Raw genomic sequence first — 22,537 nt, forward strand, 5'->3', positions numbered from 1 at the left:
CCAATTATCGCTTAGTTATAATATATGCCCACACTAGCCTACTTCCGCTTTTTTACCCTTATTATTCTGTTTCTGTTAACCATTGATACACATGCTCAGAATTGGAAGCAGCAGATAGACCATATCGATTCTCTTTATAGTAGTGGGCAAACGAAACAGGCTTACGAGCTTTCCAAACTAAGCCAATTACAGGCCGAGCGGGAATATGGCACTACACACACTAATTATGGAGTCAATTTGTGTTTTACAGGGCAGTTACTTCAGGAACTGGGCGATTTGACGCAAGCGGAGCCACTCATAAAGCAAGGTATTCAGGTAATCAAACAAAGCAGCAAGCCCGATGGAGAAGATTATTCTTATGCGATCACTGTAATTGGTAGGCTGTATGGAGCCATGAATAAAATCACGGAATCCTTGTTTTACCTCAATGAGGCCTTACAGGTCAGGAGACGGTTATATGGGATTGAGAGTAACGAATATGCAGAGATACTAGGCGTTTTATCACTCACCCATTCGTCCATGGGCCAGTACGAGCAGGCCATTGCCGAAATGCAGCAAGTTCTGAGTATACGATCAAAACTGTATGGTCAACAACATCCTTTGTACGGTGAATCTGCCAGTACGTTAGGCTCAATGTATATAGATCTTGATGATTATGTAAAAGCGGAACCACTCCTCGAAGACGCTCTACGCATCCGGGGAGCCGCTTTCGGTACAGATAATATTAACTATTGGTTTACCGCCAATAATCTTGCGGCATTGAAGAGTCGAATGGGAGACTACGCAAAGGCTATCTCCATTGAACAGGACCTTCTCAACCGAATGAAAGTTGAACATCAGCAAACAGCTGTTTATCTCAGTACCCTCAACTTGCTTGCAGGCGACTATTTCCATATCAAACAGTACCAGAAGTCCGATTCCGTATACGCAGTTGCACAAACTTTAGTAGAAAAAGTAGTTGGCAAAAATCATCTTAGATACAGTGAAAACCTGGAAGGCCAAACGCTCCTGCACGAACAATTAGGCGAACTTGAAGAAGCCGAAAGGCTATGTCGTGAAGCTGTTGATGTTTGTCAACGTAGTATCGGAATCCAGAATGACCCTTATTTGAGCAAGGCTAATCGATTAGCCAGAATCTATGTCAGGCAGGGACAGTATATTAAAGCCGACTCTATATATGCTGCCTTGATTCCCTTAAGTGACCAGGTGATAGGACATTATTCCGTTTCGTCCGCAAAGATACGTAGTGATCAGTTAGCAAGTTACCATGCGCAACAACGAGCAGACAAAGCAGTACCTATGCTGATTGAAGCCAGTTTACTCAATGAAGCTACTCTAAAACAACAAATGCCTTACTGGACATCCATCCAGCAAGAACGTTATTTACTCAAACATATGCCTGCTTATTGGAGTAATTTATCAGCGGCTGTCGATGTTCAAAAAGCGAAGGACGTATCAGCCATTATATACCAGCAAAGTCTATTCTTCAAAAACCTATTATTGACTCAACAAACTAACTCTCTATCTGCTATTCTCTCCGCCAATAATCCAGCCTGGCTAACTACTTATCGAACTGTTCAGGATATAAAAAGTACGCTGGCAACACAATATACCCTCCCCATTTCGCAGCGTAAAAACCTCGATTCGCTCGAAACCCGGGCTGAAACGCTGGAGAAAGAACTCGCCCGGCAGTCCGCTCCATTTCGGCAGGCCCAGAAGGATTTACAAGTACGTTGGGAAGATATACGTAACGCGCTCAAACCTACCGAAGCTGCGGTTGAATTTGTGAGTTTCCCGTATCATAATGGCCACCAGCAAACCGATACGATTCGATACCTGGCACTGGTAGTACGTCCGGGCGATACGTCTCCACAACTTGTGCCGCTGCTGGCTGATGAGATGCCCCTTCGTCAACTGCTGGCCCGCCGAAAAGGGGCAACACTGTATGCCACGCGTGGCTCCGAAATTGATAATGAGCAGCTATCGCAGGGCGACTCGCTCTATAGGCTTATCTGGCAACCCATTGAGCATTTACTGACCAATACCAAAACGGTATATGTATCGCCTTCGGGCCTACTCCACCAGGTAGCCTTTGCGGCACTTCCCTACCCGAAGAAATCCGGCAAAACGCCCCAATACCTGATTGACCGCTACCAGTTGAAGCAGGTCAGTAGTACGCGGCAAGTAGCGACTCAAGCTACCGACTTTAACTATGAAAACATCCATTCGGCTCAATTATATGGCGGTATTCAATACGATTCAGCAGGGACCGCCACTAGCGGATCATGGGCTTTCTTGCCAGGGACTCAGCATGAAGTGGAGCAGATCAGTCAATTTATTGGCGCTAAAGCAACCCTGATGACGGGCTCTAATGCCACCGAAACAAGCATAAAACGGGCCTCTGGCCAGTCGCCAACCGTATTGCATCTGGCAACTCACGGTTTCTCTTTCCCTAACCCAAGCGTATTATCTGGGGATACCAGCTCGATAAACAACCGGTTTCAACGTATCGCCAACCCACTTTTCAGAACGGGATTATTAATGGCGGGCGCTAATCCGGTTTGGCAGGGCGGTCAGATTCCTCTGGGTAAAGACGACGGTATTTTAACGGCTTATGAGGTAGCTAACCTGAATCTTTCTTCGACCAAACTGGTCGTATTATCGGCCTGCGAAACGGCATTGGGCGACATCCAGGGCAGCGAAGGTGTTTTTGGCCTACAACGGGCATTTAAAATGGCAGGAACCCAGTATTTACTGATGAGTTTGTGGCCCGTCTCGGACCAGGCCACCAGCAGCCTGATGACCCAATTTTACCGTAACTGGAAGAAATACAAAACCGTTCGGCAGGCTTTTCAGCAAACTCAGAAGCAGATGCGGCAAAAATTTCCGCTTACCGTCTGGGCCTCTTTCGTCCTGGTGGAATAAGGACTCAAAGACGGCCCCTTTTATAGTAGAAGAGCCCACTTTTGAGTGGGCTCTTCTACTATGCCTAATCATGTTTAGATGGCCAAAATGCATAGGCGGCCAGCCCTATCAGCATCCCCAAACCGATGGCACGAGCCACATGGAAAGAAACCGGGGCTGGCATCTCAACAATTCCGCTCTCGTCAGTTATAGCCGGTTGTTTTACGTATCGTCCTTCCGATGGAATCGACATCTCGTCAAAATGGTGAGCCAGACGATTAAGTCCCAGTTCGAGGTCGAGCCCCCGAACGGCTATACCATGACCAGTGCCCGCTGCCATTGGATTCAGACTATTTAATTTTTGAACTGACTTTTGCGCTTCATTCCAGTCGCAGGTAAAGTAAGCGGGCGGCCCATGAAATTCTTCGCGCTGGGTAGCCACCGCAATGCCCGAATTCTGATCCGTTGTTACGAAAGCGTCGCCAGCCAGGAGCGTGCGATCTCTATCCCGAAAGAGCGAAATATGGCCCGGCGAATGCCCTGGCGTATGGATGGCCCGCCAATCTGGCAGTTCGGGAATTACGCCATCGGCTGGAATTGGCTGAATACGTTCGCCAAAATCCGAAGGACCAATGGGGAATATCCAGGACATATAGGCCATGGCTCCTCCGCCAATGGCCGGATCAGGTGGTGGGTAACTCGAAACGCCTTGCAGGTAAGGTAATTCTAATGGATGCGCATAAACCGGAACATCCCACTCGTTAAGCAGTGATTTTAGCGTTCCTACATGGTCTGCGTGGCCATGCGTCAATACGATAGCCTCAGGTTTTGTACCGGCTCCAAATAGCTGTTCGGCCTTCTTTTTGATCTGGCTGGCATAGCCCATGAATCCGGCATCGACCAGCACCCAGGGATTACCAACACCAGCCTCACCGACGAAGTATACGTTGACAAATAAGGTTTTCAGACCAAAGACATCGCCAGCGACATCATAAGGGGATTGGGAATCCGTAATGGTTGGTCCATTCAGTTCAATTGCTCTTTCCATAGACGTTGAGTTATCTTACTCGATCAACCTACCAATTCTATAGATTGTTTTGTAAGATAACGCAACGGCCTTATTAACTACGTTCCTCCCAAACCTGTGCTACGTTCACGATCACGTCAACAGCCTTCTGCATATCCTGGACCGAAACCCACTCCAGGCGCGAATGAAAGGCATGTTCACCGGCAAAAATATTCGGACAGGGCAATCCCATAAAGGATAATCGCGACCCATCAGTCCCCCCCCGAATGCTACGTCGCTCGGCAGTTAGACCCGCCCGACGAATGGCTTCGAGTGCATTCTCAACAACAGCCGGGTGCTGATCCAGTACTTCTTTCATGTTCCGGTACTGCTGCTTCACAGTTAACTGGGCCGATGAGCCCGGATAATTGACCAGAATGTCATTGAGTTTGTTTTGCAGATACGTTTCTTTTTCCTGCAATCCCACTTCAGTAAAATCCCGGATGATAAACTCCAGAACAGCCTGATCCTGATTACCCTCAAAATGTGTCGGATGGATAAAGCCTTCCTTCCCATCCGTTGTTTCCGGCGATAGACTTTTTTTAGGAAGCGTAGCCAGCAAATCGGCCGCTATCTTCAGGGCATTTTCCAGTTTCCCTTTGGCAAAACCGGGATGTGTGCTAACCCCCTGAATGCTGATTTTTACGCCATCGGCCGAGAATGTCTCATCTTCGAGCGTACCCAGCGCTTCGCCATCGATGGTATAACCGAAATCAGCGCCAAGCTTCGTCATATCCACTTTTTCGGTCCCACGACCTACTTCTTCATCCGGCGTAAACAACAGGCGAATACGTCCATGTTTTACGTCAGGATGCGTTATAAAAAAATGAGCGGCATCCATAATTTCGGCCACCCCCGCTTTATTATCCGCCCCCAGCAACGTAGTGCCGCTGGCCGTAATGATGTCATTGCCGATTTGTTGCGAGAGATCAGGATGGTCGCTCACCCGAATAACCTGAGCCCGATCATCAGGCAGGCTAATATCGGCACCATCCCAATGACGATGAATAATAGGCTTCACGCCCGCCCCTGTTACGTCGGGAGACGTATCAACGTGTGAACAGAAACAGATGGTCGGCACGGCTGCTTTCTCGGTAGTGGCCGGGATAGTCGCATAGACGTATCCCCACTCATCAAGCTCGGCATCGGTTATGCCCATCTCCTGCAATTCCTGTACGAGCAACCGGCTCAAGTCTTTCTGCTTTTCGGTACTCGGATTGGTCGTTGACTGTGGATCTGACTGCGTATCGATCTGTACATACCGTAGGAATCGGTCAACAGCCGTGTATTGATACGTGGCAAGAGATGTATGTTGCATAATCTTGGATAAACAGTTTATAATAACCCGACTAACTACTGATTGTTACGCTTCAGGACGGGTCAGGTAAAAAATTACGTTTGTGTACGGCTAATCCCTCAAATCAAATGCCAATAAGCCTTAAAACAGACAACAGTACTGTCTATTTTAAGGCTTATTGCTACGTTACGTTTTGAGTATCTATTTGACAGTAGCCAGCACTTTCTGCATTTGCTCGGCTACGAATTGATTCCCGGCATCGTTCAGGTGAACCCGGTCTGTTGTCAGGATTCCTTTTTCTTTATTCTCTGGGTTATTTTTGAGGTTGTAATCCAGAAACGCTTTCCGTAAATCGACCAAAGGTAGGTTATGCCGTTTGGCAAGATCACGAATAAACTGGCTGTACTGGTTTAGATCGCCATCCTGCTGATTGGTCATATCCGTCTTTTCACCGATAGCAGCAGGCGTACACAAGACAACCTTTGCGTTAGCAGCCTGTAGTTTCTTTATGACAGCTTCGTAAAAACGGACGAACTTATCAGGGTCGGTTCCTGTGCCGGACGATGCCTTGTGCCATACATCATTGACACCCACCCATACAATTACTACGTCGGGTTTCTGAGCCAGTACGTCATCATCCATGCGCAGAAACAGATCATATATTTTGTTCCCACCAATACCGGCCCCAATCAGCTCGAACTGATCGGCAGGTAGTAATGACTTCAGCCGATCAATATAACCGCCGGGTTTAACCCCAGCCTGCGTAATGGAGTCGCCAAAAAAGACAACGCGTTTGGGTTTGGCGGCTGTCATGGCCAGTAAACCAGCAATGACAAAGAAAGATGCAAAGCGAATTAAGGTAGTCATATTCATTACGTGCAACGAATCCGATAAAGGGACCCTATCTATTATGTTAAGCGTATTTACAGAAGAATTGAAGATAACGAACTACGTAGCTATTAGACGACAAGATTAAGCGCCAGAACGCCCAGCAGGCCAACAATCGACACAATTGTTTCCATCAACGACCAGGTTCGGATGGTTTGACCAATAGTCAGGTTAAAGTATTCCTTGAATAACCAGAAGCCTCCATCGTTAATGTGGGAAAACATCAAACTACCGGAACCGATTGCCAGCACCATCAACTCCGGCTTGATGGTCTGACTCTGAATCAGGGGCGCAATGATTCCTGTGGTTGTTAAACCGGCTACGGTAGCCGATCCTACACATACTCGAATAAAGGCGGCAATTCCCCAGGCCAATACCAGGGGCGGAATCGAGACATCAGCCAACAGGGTACCGATGTATTTGCTGGTACCGCTGTCGGTAAAAATCTGTTTCAATGCCCCTGCTCCGGCTATGACCAGTAAAATAGGCGCAACCGCTTTCACCGCTTCTTCCAGATCTTTCGTAATGGCCTTCATCGACAGCCCGCGCCGAATACCTAATGTATACATAGCGACCAATACCGACAAAAGCATCCCGATATACGGTTCTGCCAGCAGCACGACAACTGTTTTTAGAGCCGACCCGTCTGGCAAAGCCCCTTTTAGTGGGCCGAAGGTTGTTAACAGGAGTACGGGCAGCAGCGCAACAAAAAAACTCACGCCCGCACTGGGCAAATCAGAGTCAGGTACTTCCCGGACATCAAACAAATCCTTGTCTGGCGTCACTTTCATGTTCACCAACGTTTTACCAAACAAAGGTCCAGCAATCACAATAGCCGGAATGGCAACAACAATACCGTATAATAGCGTTTGTCCAATATTCGCATCTAACTGACCAGCTACAGCCGCTGGCGATGGATGCGGAGGCAAATAACCGTGAGCAACCGACAGCGCCGATAACATCGGTACGGCCACCGATAGTAAGGGGAGTCGAGACGAAGCAGCAATCGTAAAGATTAAAGGAACAACAATGATAAAACCGGCATTGTAGAACAACGGAATACCAACTACAAACCCGGCTAATGCCAAACCCCAACGGATATTTTTAAGGCCGAATAGACGTATCAATACGTTGGTAATCTGACGAGCGGCACCACTTTCGGCAACAAGCCGCCCTAGCATCGCGCCAAAACCAATGATCAGGACGAGATCGCCAAGAGTGCCGCCAATGCCAGTCTGAATCGATTTCCCAACGTCCTGTACACTCATTCCAGAGGCTAATCCTATGCCAAGGGAGACCAATACAAACGATATGAACGTATCTAAACGGACAAAAGCAACTAAAAGAACAAGGGTTAAAATACCAATCAGAGTAAGCAGAAGGGGCATAGGCGGTTACGGCGTTCAGATTTTACAGGCGCAAAGAAAACATATCATTGATACGAGAAAGCGTAAGCAGCTAATTTTTCTACTTCTTTAACCAGCGGATTGGCACTGTCGAACGGAACAACATGCAGACGCGTCTCGGCATCGTAATCAAATACGGGCAATGGCTGATTGAAGCCCTGGCTTGCTGGATAGATGAGAAACAAGTCGCTGGCTTTGTATTTTTTCCCATAGGCATAGAGCTGATAGAGATCACGTTGATCGATGCCGTAATTGCCGCTTCGCTCCATACCATTTAGTTCTTTCCACTTTGTATCCAAGACAAACGTCCGATTATCATGACGTATCAGAATATCGGGCCGAAGTTTAAACTTTGGCGTACCAATGTGTTCATTAATCAGATGTTCCGTCGATTCCTGCACCGTTACGGCATCGGCATCGGGCCAATAGCGCCGGATGCCATACGCTACGTAGTCTTCAAAAACACGTTCCATCGGAAACAGCAACGACAGCTCAGCCACCTGACCTGGTTTAACGCCATACGCCCGTCGGCCCAGTAAAGCTTCCGCCCAACGTAGCACGTGCTCATAGCGGGCAAATAGGCGGCTGGCTCGCTTAACGGCTCTCAAATCATCGCTAATTGATTCAGACACCTGAATATCGTCCAGCGCCCAGTCGAGCTGGCGAATACGTTGCTGAAGACTGGGATGATAACGCTGCTGCCGAAGAAACTGCAAGGTTGTTTTGATAATACGATTGGGGGGAACATTAGCCGTCAGCTTATCATACGTAACGGCCAGCCGCTCGGCGTGCTGAGCATTATCGCGCTGTTGGCGTGTGGCCTGAAATTTTCCTTTCCAGAATCGTTCATTACGATCTACGTCCGTATATGATTTCTGAATTCCCTGCCGTATAACTTGCTCTACAGCATCTAAAAAGGCCGTAACAAATACGTCCCACAGCGGTAACGTAGTAGCATTTGTATAAGCCGACGACAACGTGCGAAACGGGCCATTTTGCAGATAACGAAGCATAGTCAGCAAGGCAGACCGACTACTGATCCCTCCTATTTTCGGCAAAATCTCCAGCTGCGTTCCATCTGGCAGCGTTAGCAGACCAACATATCTATTGACCCGAATATATTCTACTCCCTTCTGCACAAAAAACGTCAGCAATCCCTCAACGCCATCGGCATCATAAGCCAATTGCCGGAGAGCGTTAAATGTTGCTTCGGGCACAACAACAGCCGCCCGAAAACCTATTTTAACGGAAACCTCCTGAACCTTGCCAATCAAATCATTTTCAGCGACAGAAATAAATGAGGGCATCTCCTGAATGAATAGTCAGTACAAAGTAGTAATAAACCAGCAGTTCGTTCCTACTAAAACCGCAGAAGCACGTAGTACGCCAGGAAGTCCTTTGCGTACTACGTGCTTCTGCTATCAAGTAATAGCCGATTTTAAATCGTTATACTTGGCTGCGTAACGTAGCGCAGTAATTCCTGCTTAGTGGCTTCGTCTTCAAATTTGCCGCTGTATGATGCCGTAATCGTAGATGAATTCACGTCATGCACGCCACGCGTCGATACGCAGAGATGCTTGGCATCGATGATTACTGCTACGTTGTCGGTTTCCAGTACGGTTTTCAGCTCCTCAGCGATTTGCACCGTCAGGCGCTCCTGCACCTGGGGGCGTTTACAGAAATACTCGACGATCCGGTTCAGTTTCGACAAGCCGATTACCTTGCCACTGGAGATATAGGCCACGTGGGCTTTCCCAATGATTGGTACAAAATGATGCTCGCAGTAGGTCTGAACAGTAATATCTTTTTCGACCAGCATTTCGTCGTAACGAAATTTGTTGTCGAACAGCGTTGGTTTAGGCTTATTGGCCGGATTGAGTCCCCGGAAAATTTCCTTAACATACATCTTGGCGACCCGTCGGGGAGACCCGCTCAAACTATCATCGTTCAGGTCGAGCCCCAGGATGTTCATGATTTCCCGGAAATGTTCTTCAATCAGATCGACCTTCAAATCATCGTCCAGATCAAACGCATCAGGACGCATCGGTGTATCGATAGAAGAAGCACTATGGGCATCGCCAATGTCATCAACTAACTCGTCGTCCGCCGTATAATGGCCATTTAGGCCATGTCCGTTCGAAGAGACACCATTCTGTTTCCCATTCGATCCGTTAAGCGGGGTATTCGACGAAGTTCCGTTCAGTTTCATACAGTCTGATTTTAAGCTCTAAGCCCTCGCTGAGCTGATTTCGTAAAATGGTATAAATAACGATGGCGATGTTTTCGGCAGAGGGATTCAGATTCGCAAATTCTTCGGTATCGAGATTAAGGTTTTTATGATCGAAGCGGTCGGTAACATGTTCTTTAATGATATCACCTAAATGCTTCATGTCAATAACATAACCTGTTTCAGGATCGATAGGCCCGGTAACCTGAACAATCAGGTCGTAGTTATGCCCATGATAATGTGGGTTATTGCATTTACCATAAACGCGGGCGTTTTTTTCGTCCGACCAATTAGGGTTGTTCAGACGATGAGCCGCGTTGAAATGCTCCTTCCGAAACACTGCAACCCGAGGGGTACTTACCCGTGATAATTCCATAAAAACTCAATCGAAAAAAGGATTCGATCAACCTGTCGTTACAAAGTTTGTGTACAACACAGGCAGACGGCAGAGCGTGTAGCCAGTACGCTCCTCAGCGTGTGATTATTCTCCCAGAGAACCGTTTGTGGGGCGATTTCGTTCAAAAAAACTTTTCACTAGAGCACAAACCGGCTCGCTTTATCTACGACAGATTCGCACTCCAGCTTTATTTCAATCCATTCGGTAAGTAATGGGTAACAGATCCTCAGGCAAACTGATTACCACAATCTGAGCAAAACTTCTGACCCGATTTAGCTTTGGCTCCACAATTTGAGCAAAATTTATCAACTGCTTGCGCCTGTATGGCTGGTGTTCCGCAGGATGAGCAGAACTTATCCGTAGATGTCAGTTTAGCGCTGCATTTTGAACAAGACAACAGAGCAGTACGCTGACTAAAATCGATCTGACTCGTATAATCGGTTTGCCGTGCTTTCTGGCTAATCTGTTCAGATGTGGCCAGGGCCTGCTGTGCCGCCAGCTCTTCCTGCTCATCAGGTGCGCAGCTCTCACAAAGGCCCACTTTTGCATTCCAGCACACATCTGGACACACCCACTGTCCGCAACGGGTACACTGATGAAAATGGGATTTCCCCTCCTGGATAGCTTTGTTTAGTGCATCGTCGTGCGCTTTTCCGGCAATGGCGCGCTGCATTTGCCGGGTAGCATTACCTGCCTCATAAAAAAAACCACCAAACAGGTTTCCGGCAGCGTTCAACAATTCTCCGGCTATACCTAAATTATTAGACTGAAAATGAGACATATATCCGTTGCCACATTTGTCACACCGGAACGAAAACTGAAACCCCTTATCCGTTGAGAGGTCATCATAGTTTCGGACGAATTGAATCATATTGAACCCCTAATTGTATTTTGCTTGCGTAATAACTTAAAAGTAGCCATTAAACCGTTTGACCCATCTACTTAACCCTAATTTAATGAAACCCAGGTGCTACGTTATGTAGCCGCACAATACAATGAAACGAGTACGTACCACCATGATAACACTTGTCTTTATAGTTGTGATTGCCTTAGGGGCAACCCTGCTTTTTATGCAGCAAAGCGTCTTTGGCAGTGATCCATCTGCTATTCGTCTGGATCGGATTCTTAAGTCACCTCATTATCGTAACGGCGCTTTTGAGAACCTGGAACCTACTGACGTAATGCGCGAAGGAGCTTCTTACTGGAAACTGACGACGGATTACTTTAACAAAGACAAAAATAACATTCCACCGGCTCCGATTCCGACCGTTAAAACAGATGTAAAAGCACTACCCGACGACAAACCAACCATCGTCTGGTTTGGTCATTCGTCATACCTAATTAAATCGGAAGGGACTACGGTTCTTGTTGACCCGGTTTTCAGTGGCAATGCGGGACCCGTTACGTTTTTTGGGAAATCATTTGCGGGCTCCGATGCCTACACGGCCGACGATATGCCCAACATAGACCTGCTGGTTATTTCGCATGACCATTTTGATCATCTTGATTATAAAACGGTCACCCAGCTCATTCCCAAAGTCAAAAAATTCTATACCGGTCTGGGCGTTGGCGCTCACCTCGAACGTTGGGGCGTTCCGGCTGACAAAATTGTTGAATTTGACTGGTGGGAAAAGCAAGATGTTTCCAGCAATATTACGTTAACGGCTGTGCCAGCAAGGCATTTTTCGGGCCGACGGCTCACGCGGGGAAAAACCCTCTGGACTGCTTTTGCGCTGCGGCTCAATGGCTATAACTTCTTTCTGGGTGGCGATTCGGGCTACGGAAACCATTTCCGGGAAATTGGCGATAAACTAGGGCCCTTTGATATCGCCATACTCGAATGCGGTCAATACGGCTTAGACTGGCCCAACATTCATATGTTTCCCGAAGAAGTGGCCACTGCTGCTCAGGATCTGAAAGCGAGAACCATTTTGCCAGTCCACTGGGCTAAGTTTTCGCTGGCATACCACGCCTGGAATGAACCTATTCAGCGGTTACTTAAAAAAACGGAAGAACAGGGAATGGACGTAACAACACCACGCATTGGCGAGCCGGTCGTATTGAATAGCTCCTACCCAAGAGCCGTCTGGTGGAATTTTTAGCGTGTTAAATCGACTAGAAATTCATACTGTAGGGAGCCAGAAGCATGGCTTTTTGAATTGGCTACTCACAGAATAGCGTATCGGACAGTAAATCCGGTAAGTTTCCTGATTTTATAAGTACAAACGACTAGGCAGGCTATTCGTATTTGCGCCTAACAACGAATTTTAACGGGATACTGAGCGATCAAACCAATTTCTATTCTTAATTTGTAAAAAATTTTAAAATATACAAACCCGCTCTCCTAACATATTCTTACCGACTTTTTCTCATGACACCTACCGCAACGCCCTCGCAGGTTCGGCCGAATTACACGATTCCCTTACTGATTATTGGGGCTCTTTTTTTCATTTTTGGTTTCGTAACCTGGGTCAATAGTGTACTAATCGCTTTTTTTAAGCAAGCCTTTAACCTGAGTACGGTTGGTTCGAATCTAGTAGCATTTGCGTTCTTCATTTCCTACACCCTGATGGCGATTCCATCGTCGGCGGTTTTGAAAAAGACAGGCTTTAAAAACGGTATGTCGCTTGGGTTGCTGGTCATGGCAGTTGGTACGTTAATCTTCATTCCGGCGGCAAAATCCGTTTCTTATCCGTTATTCCTTGTCGGTTTATTCCTGATCGGTATTGGCCTGACGGTATTGCAAACGGCTTCAAATCCGTACGCTACTATTCTTGGCCCCCGCGAAAGCGCAGCACAACGGATCAGTTTTTTAGGGATTGCCAATAAACTAGCGGGTATTATCAGCCAGTTTATTTTCGGTGGTATTCTTCTGGCGGGTGGGAATGCCGTGTCGGGAGCGGCATCGCTGGAAAAAGTTGTTTCTCCTTACTTGATCCTGACTGCCGTTCTGGTTGTTCTGGCAATTTTGATCCGGTTTTCCAACTTACCCGAGGTATCGGAAGAACAGGACGATTCGCCCGCCGATGCCACAGCGCATACCAGCGTCTGGCAGTTTCCCAATCTGGTGCTGGGCGTATTGGCTTTATTCTGCTACGTTGGTGCTGAAGTAATTGCCGGTGATACGATTATCAATTACGGTAAGGCATTAGGTTTCAATAATGATGAGGCTAAATATTTTACTACGTATACCCTATATGGCTTGCTGGCGGGCTACGTGCTGGGGATAGTACTTATTCCCCGATATATCTCTCAGCAAACCTCACTACGTTTCGGCGCCATTTATGGGCTTGTTTTAACAATCGCTACGCTTGTAACCAGTGGATTTACCTCCGTTCTGTGCGTTGCGCTCTTAGGATTCGGACTGGCGCCAATCTGGCCTGCCATGTGGCCACTGGCCTTAAATCGACTGGGCCGGTTTACCAAAATTGGCTCTGCCCTGCTAATTATGGGTATTTCGGGCGGAGCTTTGCTGCCACTGCTTCATGGCTATCTGACAGACGCTATCAATCCGAAAATGGCGTATGCCATGCTGCTGCCGCTCTTCGGTTTTATTCTTTACTACGCTACAGTCGGCTATAAGAAATCGAGCTGGTAAAAATCAACTGATTGAACAAGCCTCAAAAAAGAAAGCCACTTCTCGTTTTAGGGAAGTGGCTTTCTTTTTTGAGGCTTACTTTATTTAACTGCAGCGGCCCGTTGAGCAGGAAACCAGGATGTCAGGAAGGTTATTAAAACAACCAGGCCACCCGTCATCAAAATATCGCTCATATCTAGTCGTACCGGATAAGCATCAATAATGGAACTAACAGTCCCCATACCAATAAATCCGTACCGCTCCTGAGCCAGACAAATCACAATACCCAGAAAAAGACCCGTAATAGCACCTGTTAAGGCAATAATAGCCCCTTCGGTCAGGAAAATCCGACGAACAAGGGTTGTCGTAGCTCCCATCGCATACAGGATTCGGATATCTTCTTTTTTCTCAATAACCAGCATCGACAACGTAAAGAAGATGTTTATCGAGGCTACCAGAATAATAAATGACAACGTAATAGCGACCAGTAATTTTTCGATACGTATCGTTCGGTACAAATCGATATTCAGGTCGTCGCGGCTTTGCACCAGCAGTTTGTCGCCAACAATCTCCTGAAGCGCGTCCTTAGCCTTATTTTCGTTTGTGCCGGTTTTGAGTTGAATCTCCAGGCTTGTTACGTCGTCAGGGCCATATCCCAGTAATGTGCGAGCCGCAGCCACCGGAATCAGCACAAAGTTGTCGTATTTCGATTCGATAAAGAAGACGCCCGAAACCGTTAAGTCTTCCCGATTGAATGCATTAGGATTCAGAACATTAAACGACTGATCACTCTGGGGATACATTATTTCGAGCGGGGTCAGTATATCCAGTACAGATACACTGAGGTCGTTGCGAACGCCATCAGCAATAACGGCATAATTCACACCCCGTTCGTTGAGTTTCAGTTTCCCTTCCAGCAAAGCGGAATCGAGCTGTTTACGTTTCAGATAGTTGTCGTCCACCCCTTTCAGCCGAACAACCGTTTGCGCGTTTCCATACCGGGCCAGTGCATTATCCTGAGCCACCGACGTAACAATACTAACCCCAGCGGTTTGTCGTAGTTTCGCCAATAGTTCCGGCGAGGCTGTAAAGCGTTTACCCTCTTTGGGCGATACGGTCATATCGGCCTCAAACGTTTTGAAAATCTGCCGATTCAGCTCATCCATCCCGTTAAAAACCGACAGCACGACAACCAGCGCCATTGTTCCCACTCCAACGCCAAGCATGGACAGGATTGACAACCAGCTAATGAAACTTCGCTTTTTACGGGAGAAAAAATATCTACGGGCAATCCAGGCGGGCAGATTCATGTACTACTGTTGAGTATTGAATGATATAGTGATTGAATGAGGTAGCATTAGCCTTCCTGTTCAACCAACTGATCAGTCAATCATTATATCCTTCAAAATGTATCAATCTTCGTCTTCTTCAGGGGCAGGTGGAATCTCAAGACCAGCAAACAGCTTGTCCATCTTATCGGCATACTCAGCAGTATCGTCCAAGAAGAAAGCCAATTCTGGTACGATACGTAGCTGATGACGCACCCGCTCGCCCAGATGCTGCCGAATTACTTTACCTTTTTCCTGAATCGTTTCGAGCAACTGTTCTTTGTTTTTGGCAGCCAAAAAACTCAGGTATACACGGGCAACACTCAGGTCGGGCGATATCCGCACATTAGTTACTGTAATAAAAGCCCCATTAAACAGGTGCGGCACATCCCGCTGAAAAATTTCGCTCAAATCTTTCTGCAACTGCCGGGCTACTTTTTGTTGTCGTTTCGATTCCATAATCTTCTATTCGGGTAATACATTGAACGGCCTACTGACTGAATAGTTTCATTCTGTCGTAATCAAAATAGTCAATTTGTTCTTACTATCTGCCTTTTTCTGCCAATTCCCAATCTGCAAATATCAACACCTTTTTCCGTTCTGCCGAAATTGACCGTAAATTCGCAGAAGTAGTTTGGTATTCGGTAAAGTTTATTTTGCTTTTCCGACGTACTACTGGCTTATTGCTTATCGACTTATCGGCCTTTTTTGTTTTGTTACGTTTCTTTCGCTCTTATTTCCCCTATCAATACGTAAGCCTTCTGGGTTTGTTGTTATTGATACGTCTGCCCTTGCTACTGCATCCGTTTCCTTTGCTCACCCCAGAATTGAACTGGATGCTGGTAGGTGAGCAGATGAGCGAAGGGGATTTGCTTTATCGCGATATCTGGGATAGTGTTAGTCCACTCTCCGCCGTGGTCTACTGGGGGTTGCATACCGTATTTGGCCGTTCGGCCCTGTCACTTCATATCGCTGCTACGGTCGTCTCGGTGTTTCAGATCGTCTACTTTAATTACCTGACCAACAACCGGGACCTATACCCCGATCGCTCGTTCTGGCCGGGGCTGCTTTATATGCTGTTTTTGCATCTATCGTTCGATTGTCTGACACTATCGCCCGTGCTTATGTCCACCAGCTTTCTGCTCCTTGCCTTTGGTACGTTAGTGAAGCAGATGGATCGGCGGGGAGCTACCGACGAAGTTTTTGAAGTTGGTTTTTACATCGGCATTGCGGCCTTATTTTATTTACCGTCGGCTTTATTCCTGATTTGGGCTACTGTTTCACTACTTTTTTACAGTGGAGCCAGTTTTCGTCAGCATTCGTTGTCGTTGTTTGGGTTTCTTTTCCCCATAGCCGCTACGGTCCTGTATTACTATCTGAACAACAGCCTGGACGATTTCAATCGGAATCTGCTGGCCTCGGTTTTCCGGGTACGACAGTATTCGTTATCCGATTTCCAATCGCTGGTGGCCTCCCTTCTCATTCCGCTGGGCTTGGGCGTACTGGGCTTTCTGAGTCTATTTAGAAGCACCAGCCGCTACGTTAATTTCCAGCAACGGGTGCAACAGATTATGGCCATATGGTTTCTGGTTGCCGTATTAACGATTGGGCTCGTGCCTTTTCTGGCTCCTATGTCCTTCCTGAGTTTTGTGCCACCAATGGCTTATTTCGCTTTTTTTTATTTCGAGAATGTTCGCAAAGCCTGGCTTGCCGAACTGGGCTTTTCGGTTGCCTTCAGCTTAATGCTACTGCTGTTTTACCAGGGTTTATTAGGCCTGATTCCAGGTTCGGATCTGGGTCGATTAAGTAGCCTTCAAGTTCAACCGTCTCCCCTTCCCGACAATATTAAAAACCAGCATGTTCTCATTATTGGTGAAGACTTAAGCGCCTATCGACAAAATCGTCCGGCTACTCCCTATCTAAACTGGGACCTGGCCAAGTATGATTTAAAGAATCTGGACAATTATGACGCCGTAATCAACGTATTCGATCATTTCCAGAAAGACCCACCCGACTACATCATTGATCGGGAGAACGTAGTGGAAAAACTGTTTCAGCGAGCCCCGGCGCTGGCTACTCGGTATGAGAAAACTGGTTCAGCGGGCGTTTATAAGCGAAAATGAATAAAAATTCAGGAATTTCGGTTTATTCGATACAGGCTAAAAAGCTGCTATATTCAACCTGAAAACCGTAAATTATACACAGGCATGCCTTCCCTTTCGTTTACGAACAAACGTACTAATCTGTACATTTTTCTAAGTGCCATATTTCTGACCAATGCGTTAATTGCCGAAATCATTGGTGTGAAAATTTTTTCCGTCGAAACATTACTAGGCACCAAGCCCGCACAAATTCACCTCTTTGGGGATTTCATTCTGGATTTTAACCTAACAGCCGGAGCCGTCATCTGGCCATTCGTTTTCATTACGTCAGATATCATCAACGAGTATTTTGGTAAAGCGGGGGTTCGTCGTATTTCCTTTTTGACCGCCGGATTTATTGGGTATAGTTTTCTGATTATTTATGCGGTCACGAATCTTCCACCGGCTCAGTTCTGGCTCGACGTTAATGCCAAAGATGCGGCTGGCAATTCGATTAATATCGACAATGCCTTTCAGATGATTTTCCGGCAGGGCTTGGGTATTATTATCGGCTCACTAACCGCTTTTCTGATCGGACAGATTCTGGATGTGTATGTCTTCCATTCACTACGTCGAATTACCGGAAGCCAGAAAATATGGCTAAGGGCCACGGGGTCAACGCTGGTGTCGCAGTTGATCGATTCGTTTGTGGTACTCGGCATAGCCTTCTATGTATTTGGTAACTGGTCGCTGACCCAGGTTCTGGCGGTAGGTATCATCAACTATATCTACAAAGCCACCTCAGCCATCGTACTGACCCCGTTGCTATACATAGCACACTTTGCCATTGATCGTTATCTAGGAAAAGAACACGCCGAAGAACTGGCCAACGAATCGGCCATGAGCTCATTCATGTAAGGTGTCTCGTTCAGAGCGTAACGTTACGTCGCCAGTTATCGAGTAAAATAGCGGTAGCAATACCCACATTCAGCGATTCAGCGTCGCCATACTTCGGAATGGTTACCTTTTGCGTTACGTATTGCTCAACCTCTGGCCGAATCCCATTCGATTCGTTCCCCATGATCAGATACCCGGAATGCTGGAAGGGCAATGTATGAACATCCTCTCCTTCCAGAAACGCGCCATATACTACGCTGCCGTTGACCGACGATTGTTTCAGGAAGTCAACAATATCGCCATACCACCAGTTTACCCGTGTAAAAGACCCTTTACTGGCCGATATGACCTTTGGATTATAGACATCGGCGGTAGTTTCTGAGCAAAGAATTTTACGAATCCCATACCAGTCAGCAATGCGAAGAATCGTCCCCAAATTTCCCGGATCACGAATATCATCCAATATCAGCGCAATTTCACCGGATTCAGCCAATAGGGGAATGTTCTCTTTCGTTTTCACTACAGCCAGTGCAGCATTGTTGCTTTCCAACGTACCAATCCGTTCGAGTTCGGCCACTGACACGATTTCAACAGGTTTTCGTTGGCGGTCTATCAGCCGAGTGTTTTCTTTGTAAAAGGCTTCAGTGGTTATGAGCACTTCGATCTGGAAATCAGACAAAATAACCTCCTGAACGCTTTTGGCTCCTTCTACCAAAAAAGCCCCGTACTGCTGGCGGTACTTTTTCTGGTGAAGTGACTGAATATATTTGATTTGATTTTTTGAAAGCATGAAGAGAGGATATGATGTAGTACGTACGATGTATGATAGGCTCAATTTCTATCCATCATCAATCACACATCATACATCAATACTAGTTTTTATTTGTTTAACACTTCTTTCGTCGGGTTGCCTGAGTACCAAGAAGCTACGTAACAACGGTTACCTCCTAACAGCCCAAACGGTTCGGGGAAATAAACGGATTCCAACTGAAGACCTGGAAAGTTTAATCCCCCAAAAACCCAACCGACGCATCCTTGGCTTACCCATAACGCCACCTCTCTGGTTCTATTTATTTGGCCTGCGCCGTTATAACCGCGATGTTGTCGTTCGTGAGCTGGAAGCCAAAACTAACGAATTTGAGCAGCAAAGCCAGCAACTGGTTAACCAGCCCCAGGCACTCAAGAAGCTGAACCGACGTTTTAGCCGACAAGCAAAACGGTTACGCCAAAAAGCGGAAGAAGGGAATTTCTGGATGCGCAACCTGGGTGAGCCACCTTCCTACTTTGCCGAAAGCGATGCCCAGGCGAATACAGCAAAAATGCAGAAATATCTGGCCGATAAAGGTTTTTTCCACGGTAAAGCCGCTTATACGTTAGACACGTTACGTCGACGTCAGATCCGGGTCAACTACCACATCACTGAAAATGCCGGATTTTATCTGAGAAACATCACCTACGAAATTGCCGATCCCAGAGTCGACTCGATTGTCCGGGGCTCCTTGTCTACCTCGAAACTAAAAACAGGCGACCGGTTCGATCTTGAAACGCTGGCCAATGAAAAAAACCGCATCGAATCGCTACTGAAGGATAATGGATATTATACCTTTTCCAGACAGTATATACCAGTTACTGATATCGACACAACGCGCCGGGGTGCCGATCGCCTTCCCGAGGCCGATACCTTGTATCGCCATCTGGACCTTTATTTACAGATCCTGAACCCACCTGGGCAGTCTGCTCATCCGATTTACCGGATCGGCGACGTAGAGGTCAGGATCAGTCCAGAAGAACTGCAACCCTCTCAACCACAAATTCGGCTCGATACGATCAAACGTAATGGCATTACGTATCTGTTGGGTGGACGTAATATGTCGTCACGGCTCCTGGACAGTAAGATTTTTCTTCGGCCGGGCGCCTTATATAGTCAGACGAATTACCGGGAAACACAGCGCTCTCTGTTTCTGCTAAACCAGTTCAAATTTGTCAACCTGAACTTCGTGGACTCAACAGGAAGACGTCTTCGTACATTAATAACGGCCAGTCCACTGGATAAATACGAGGCCACCGCTGAGAGTGGCGTCACGGTGCTTTATCAGGGACAAGGTTATCCTGGCGGGTTCGGGAATCTTACCTTCCGAGTTCGGAATTTATTTGGAGGGTTAGAGACTTTTGAGACGAGCGCTCGTTTTGGAATAGAAGCCCAAACAGGATTTGTCCCTGACCCGAATTCGAATCAGCGCGTTTATTCATCGCAGGAATTAGGATTAAGTAGTTCGTTGATTTTTCCACAGATTATTTTCCCTAGCCGGTTACGTTTTCTTTTCAGTAAGTACAACCCACGTACACAGGTCAGTCTTGGGTATTCTAACACAATTCGTCCTGATTACACACGCTCCACCCTTCGAGCCACAACTAGTTATAGCTGGCAAATTTCCCCAACTAAACAGTTTAACTTTTTCATAGCTGACATTAACCTCATCAATGCTGGCAGAGGTACAAATCAGAGAATTAGTGATGACTTCTATAGACAACTAGATTCATTAGGAGATCAAGGTAGTACGATTAAGCTCAGTTTTCGACGATCGTTTGCGTCTGGCATTAGTATGGCTTATACATACAATACCAACGTAACGGGACAAAACAAACGCGCCAGCTTTTTACGAACAGTGGCAGAATCGGGTGGAACTACGTTGAATTTCTTCTCTGCTCAGGAACTGAATCGCATTTTTCGTCCAACTGATTCAACTGGCCTCCAATATTACAAGTACCTACGTTTGAATGTCGACTACCGTTATTATATGCCACTACGGGCTCGAACAACCTTAGCTTTCCGCATAAATACTGGTATGGCTTATGGCTATGGCCCTGATGGTGGTCCTGTTCCCTATGAGAAGTTTTTTTTCGCTGGAGGTAGTAACAGTGTTCGGGCCTGGCTGCCCCGACGATTAGGTCCCGGAGCAGCTTATCCTTTCAACAGCGGCTCAAATCAACCATCTATGACCGATAATGGCCAGTTAATTTATTTATTTGAGCAACCGGGTAATATTTTGATAGAGGGATCGGCTGAACTTAGAGGCAGACTGTTCCATTTGTTTGCGGACATAAACGGAGCTCTTTTTGTCGACTTTGGCAATGTCTGGACGCTACGGAACAGCTCAAGTCGCCCTGGCTCCGCCTTTCAGCTTGACACCTTTCTGCCGCAAATAGCAGTTGGTACCGGCGTTGGTTTACGCTTTGATTTTTCGTTTTTCGTTATCCGTTTCGATGGTGGAGTCAAAGTCTGGGACCCAGCCCGACAAGCCATTGCGGTAGAAGGCGGCATAGAGGATCAGCGCTTTATATTACCCAAGTTTTCACTGAAGCAGCTTTCGAGCGGGCCTAATCCCCTCATCATTAATTTCGGTATCGGTTACCCTTTCTAGTCGGCGAAGTTCGTATACAACAATGTTCTTATTGCTATAAAAAAGGCTACCGTCCAATAAATATTAACCCTACACTTCCTATACTGTATCGTTAAACAAAAACCTGCCATACACAGGTATTAGTATCAACACATATTAGAATATTTATATACAATAAGCTATTTAGGACTATAAATTCTAGTTTTGTTTAACATCCCTTTTGCCTCCTCCCTGCTTAACGGCTACGGCTGAACTGTATACTCAGGAAAATCCTTGTTACCTTTATATACGTACTTGTAACCTGATTAATGCTAAAAAATTTCTATGAAACATGCGGCATCGTCCGATATAACCCACCAACAGGACACATCTACCGACTCGTTTGACATTCTGTATAATCAATACGTCAAGAAAGTATTTCAAAAGTGTCTTTCGATGACGAAGGATTCAGATATAGCTCAGGATTATACGCAGGACATTTTCATTAAAGCATTCACCAAACTGGATACCTTTAAGAATCGCTCCAGTTTTTCAACCTGGCTATTTTCTATTACCCATAACTATTGCCTCGATCAATTAAAGATCAGCAAACGAAATCCGGCTGAACGTATTTCCAACGAGCTTGAATTCAACTTAATAGATTCTGATTACCAGGAGTCTACTGACTTTCAACTGCAGCAGTTAGAACAACTGCTAGCGTATATGCCAGCTGACGAAGTAACCCTTCTCAGACTTAAGCATGAGTATAATTTCACTATTAAACAGCTCAGCGAACGGTATCAGATTTCGGAAAGTGCCATCAAAATGCGGCTAAAACGTAGTCGCGATAGACTCCTGTCTTTGTATCAAGCCAGCTAGTATGATACAGGGTTGATACGTAATAGCTTTGTCTTCGAATGCTGCCTTACGTATTAAGGCTTTAATTGATCTCTTTTTGTAAACTTCTAATCGTATTGAAGCAGAGTCATTATCGATGATAATGGCTGGTGGTAGTATCTATATACGTAAAGCTCTCCTTTTTTACTTGTCACTTTCCTGGCCGTAGAGCCTAAACCTAAATCATGGCTT

At 46.4% G+C, this 22,537-nt stretch carries 18 protein-coding genes; 7 read left to right on the plus strand and 11 right to left on the minus strand.

Annotated features, from left to right (window positions below; all coding sequences use genetic code 11):
* The first annotated feature begins 24 nt into the window (after window positions 1-24).
* Window positions 25-2,925: a CHAT domain-containing protein gene (locus tag GK108_RS17510; protein ID WP_163951344.1), complete on the plus strand. Its 2,901-nt coding sequence runs from the start codon at window positions 25-27 to the stop codon at window positions 2,923-2,925.
* Window positions 2,926-2,989: 64 nt separating this feature from the next.
* Here GK108_RS17510 and GK108_RS17515 read toward each other — a convergent pair whose 3' ends face one another.
* From GK108_RS17515 to GK108_RS17550, 8 genes are all read right to left on the minus strand, one after another.
* A complete protein-coding gene (locus GK108_RS17515) occupies window positions 2,990-3,952 on the minus strand; it encodes an MBL fold metallo-hydrolase (protein WP_163951347.1) in 963 nt (320 codons plus the stop codon).
* A gap of 73 nt (window positions 3,953-4,025) precedes the next feature.
* Window positions 4,026-5,288 carry a peptidase T gene (gene pepT, locus GK108_RS17520; protein ID WP_163951350.1) on the minus strand — a complete coding sequence of 421 codons (1,263 nt, stop codon included), beginning with the start codon at window positions 5,286-5,288 and terminating at the stop codon, window positions 4,026-4,028.
* A gap of 180 nt (window positions 5,289-5,468) precedes the next feature.
* Window positions 5,469-6,134: an SGNH/GDSL hydrolase family protein gene (locus GK108_RS17525; protein WP_163951353.1), complete on the minus strand. Its 666-nt coding sequence runs from the start codon at window positions 6,132-6,134 to the stop codon at window positions 5,469-5,471.
* A 92-nt stretch (window positions 6,135-6,226) separates the two neighbouring features.
* On the minus strand, window positions 6,227-7,543 hold the full coding sequence (locus GK108_RS17530) for a gluconate:H+ symporter (protein WP_163951356.1): 1,317 nt from the start codon (window positions 7,541-7,543) through the stop codon (window positions 6,227-6,229).
* A gap of 44 nt (window positions 7,544-7,587) precedes the next feature.
* Complete coding sequence (locus GK108_RS17535) at window positions 7,588-8,868, minus strand: McrC family protein (protein WP_163951358.1); 1,281 nt, start codon at window positions 8,866-8,868, stop codon at window positions 7,588-7,590.
* Window positions 8,869-8,999: 131 nt separating this feature from the next.
* Entirely contained in the window at window positions 9,000-9,770 is a 771-nt protein-coding gene (folE, locus tag GK108_RS17540; RefSeq protein ID WP_163951361.1) for a GTP cyclohydrolase I FolE, read from the minus strand.
* On the minus strand, window positions 9,733-10,164 hold the full coding sequence (locus tag GK108_RS17545; protein WP_163951364.1) for a 6-pyruvoyl trahydropterin synthase family protein: 432 nt from the start codon (window positions 10,162-10,164) through the stop codon (window positions 9,733-9,735). The genes folE and GK108_RS17545 overlap by 38 nt, the downstream gene beginning before the upstream one ends.
* A gap of 247 nt (window positions 10,165-10,411) precedes the next feature.
* Entirely contained in the window at window positions 10,412-11,056 is a 645-nt protein-coding gene (locus GK108_RS17550) for a zinc ribbon domain-containing protein (protein WP_163951367.1), read from the minus strand.
* 124 nt (window positions 11,057-11,180) lie between these two features.
* Between GK108_RS17550 and GK108_RS17555 the strand changes: the two genes are divergently transcribed.
* Both GK108_RS17555 and GK108_RS17560 read left to right on the plus strand, forming a co-directional pair.
* Window positions 11,181-12,287: an MBL fold metallo-hydrolase gene (locus GK108_RS17555; protein ID WP_170305402.1), complete on the plus strand. Its 1,107-nt coding sequence runs from the start codon at window positions 11,181-11,183 to the stop codon at window positions 12,285-12,287.
* Between the two features lie 269 nt (window positions 12,288-12,556).
* Window positions 12,557-13,783 (plus strand): sugar MFS transporter, encoded by a 1,227-nt coding sequence (locus GK108_RS17560; RefSeq protein ID WP_163951369.1) that lies wholly within the window; start codon window positions 12,557-12,559, stop codon window positions 13,781-13,783.
* An 80-nt stretch (window positions 13,784-13,863) separates the two neighbouring features.
* On the opposite strand, the gene GK108_RS17565 is transcribed toward GK108_RS17560, so the two are convergent.
* On the minus strand, window positions 13,864-15,072 hold the full coding sequence (locus GK108_RS17565; RefSeq protein ID WP_163951372.1) for an ABC transporter permease: 1,209 nt from the start codon (window positions 15,070-15,072) through the stop codon (window positions 13,864-13,866).
* Window positions 15,073-15,174: 102 nt separating this feature from the next.
* Window positions 15,175-15,549, minus strand: a complete 375-nt coding sequence (gene rbfA / locus GK108_RS17570) for a 30S ribosome-binding factor RbfA (protein ID WP_163951375.1) — start codon at window positions 15,547-15,549, stop codon at window positions 15,175-15,177.
* A 254-nt stretch (window positions 15,550-15,803) separates the two neighbouring features.
* Between rbfA and GK108_RS17575 the strand changes: the two genes are divergently transcribed.
* Window positions 15,804-17,213 (plus strand): hypothetical protein, encoded by a 1,410-nt coding sequence (locus GK108_RS17575; protein ID WP_163951439.1) that lies wholly within the window; start codon window positions 15,804-15,806, stop codon window positions 17,211-17,213.
* Window positions 17,214-17,297: 84 nt separating this feature from the next.
* On the plus strand, window positions 17,298-18,089 hold the full coding sequence (locus GK108_RS17580; protein ID WP_163951378.1) for a queuosine precursor transporter: 792 nt from the start codon (window positions 17,298-17,300) through the stop codon (window positions 18,087-18,089).
* A 10-nt stretch (window positions 18,090-18,099) separates the two neighbouring features.
* Here GK108_RS17580 and GK108_RS17585 read toward each other — a convergent pair whose 3' ends face one another.
* Window positions 18,100-18,858 carry a TrmH family RNA methyltransferase gene (locus GK108_RS17585; protein WP_163951381.1) on the minus strand — a complete coding sequence of 253 codons (759 nt, stop codon included), beginning with the start codon at window positions 18,856-18,858 and terminating at the stop codon, window positions 18,100-18,102.
* Here GK108_RS17585 and tamL point away from each other — a divergent pair.
* A complete protein-coding gene (gene tamL / locus GK108_RS17590; protein WP_246224945.1) occupies window positions 18,857-21,490 on the plus strand; it encodes a translocation and assembly module lipoprotein TamL in 2,634 nt (877 codons plus the stop codon). The two genes, GK108_RS17585 and tamL, sit on opposite strands and share 2 nt — an antisense overlap.
* Before the next feature lie 303 nt (window positions 21,491-21,793).
* Window positions 21,794-22,327: an RNA polymerase sigma factor gene (locus GK108_RS17595; RefSeq protein ID WP_163951384.1), complete on the plus strand. Its 534-nt coding sequence runs from the start codon at window positions 21,794-21,796 to the stop codon at window positions 22,325-22,327.
* Window positions 22,328-22,537: the final 210 nt, after the last annotated feature.

The sequence above is a fragment of the Spirosoma terrae genome, from assembly GCF_010435915.1.
Lineage (GTDB): Bacteria > Bacteroidota > Bacteroidia > Cytophagales > Spirosomataceae > Spirosoma > Spirosoma terrae.

What these genes read in the sequence shown, in the direction of transcription:
- GK108_RS17595 (WP_163951384.1), top strand. Translation starts at nt 21,794, where the DNA reads ATGAAACATGCGGCATCGTCCGATATAACCCACCAACAGGACACATCT.
- GK108_RS17530 (WP_163951356.1), bottom strand. Translation starts at nt 7,543, where the DNA reads ATGCCCCTTCTGCTTACTCTGATTGGTATTTTAACCCTTGTTCTTTTA.
- GK108_RS17535 (WP_163951358.1), bottom strand. Translation starts at nt 8,868, where the DNA reads ATGCCCTCATTTATTTCTGTCGCTGAAAATGATTTGATTGGCAAGGTT.
- pepT (WP_163951350.1), bottom strand. Translation starts at nt 5,288, where the DNA reads ATGCAACATACATCTCTTGCCACGTATCAATACACGGCTGTTGACCGA.
- GK108_RS17560 (WP_163951369.1), top strand. Translation starts at nt 12,557, where the DNA reads ATGACACCTACCGCAACGCCCTCGCAGGTTCGGCCGAATTACACGATT.
- GK108_RS17550 (WP_163951367.1), bottom strand. Translation starts at nt 11,056, where the DNA reads ATGATTCAATTCGTCCGAAACTATGATGACCTCTCAACGGATAAGGGG.
- GK108_RS17510 (WP_163951344.1), top strand. Translation starts at nt 25, where the DNA reads ATGCCCACACTAGCCTACTTCCGCTTTTTTACCCTTATTATTCTGTTT.
- GK108_RS17525 (WP_163951353.1), bottom strand. Translation starts at nt 6,134, where the DNA reads ATGACTACCTTAATTCGCTTTGCATCTTTCTTTGTCATTGCTGGTTTA.
- folE (WP_163951361.1), bottom strand. Translation starts at nt 9,770, where the DNA reads ATGAAACTGAACGGAACTTCGTCGAATACCCCGCTTAACGGATCGAAT.
- GK108_RS17555 (WP_170305402.1), top strand. Translation starts at nt 11,181, where the DNA reads ATGAAACGAGTACGTACCACCATGATAACACTTGTCTTTATAGTTGTG.
- GK108_RS17585 (WP_163951381.1), bottom strand. Translation starts at nt 18,858, where the DNA reads ATGCTTTCAAAAAATCAAATCAAATATATTCAGTCACTTCACCAGAAA.
- rbfA (WP_163951375.1), bottom strand. Translation starts at nt 15,549, where the DNA reads ATGGAATCGAAACGACAACAAAAAGTAGCCCGGCAGTTGCAGAAAGAT.
- GK108_RS17515 (WP_163951347.1), bottom strand. Translation starts at nt 3,952, where the DNA reads ATGGAAAGAGCAATTGAACTGAATGGACCAACCATTACGGATTCCCAA.
- tamL (WP_246224945.1), top strand. Translation starts at nt 18,857, where the DNA reads ATGAAGAGAGGATATGATGTAGTACGTACGATGTATGATAGGCTCAAT.
- GK108_RS17565 (WP_163951372.1), bottom strand. Translation starts at nt 15,072, where the DNA reads ATGAATCTGCCCGCCTGGATTGCCCGTAGATATTTTTTCTCCCGTAAA.
- GK108_RS17580 (WP_163951378.1), top strand. Translation starts at nt 17,298, where the DNA reads ATGCCTTCCCTTTCGTTTACGAACAAACGTACTAATCTGTACATTTTT.
- GK108_RS17545 (WP_163951364.1), bottom strand. Translation starts at nt 10,164, where the DNA reads ATGGAATTATCACGGGTAAGTACCCCTCGGGTTGCAGTGTTTCGGAAG.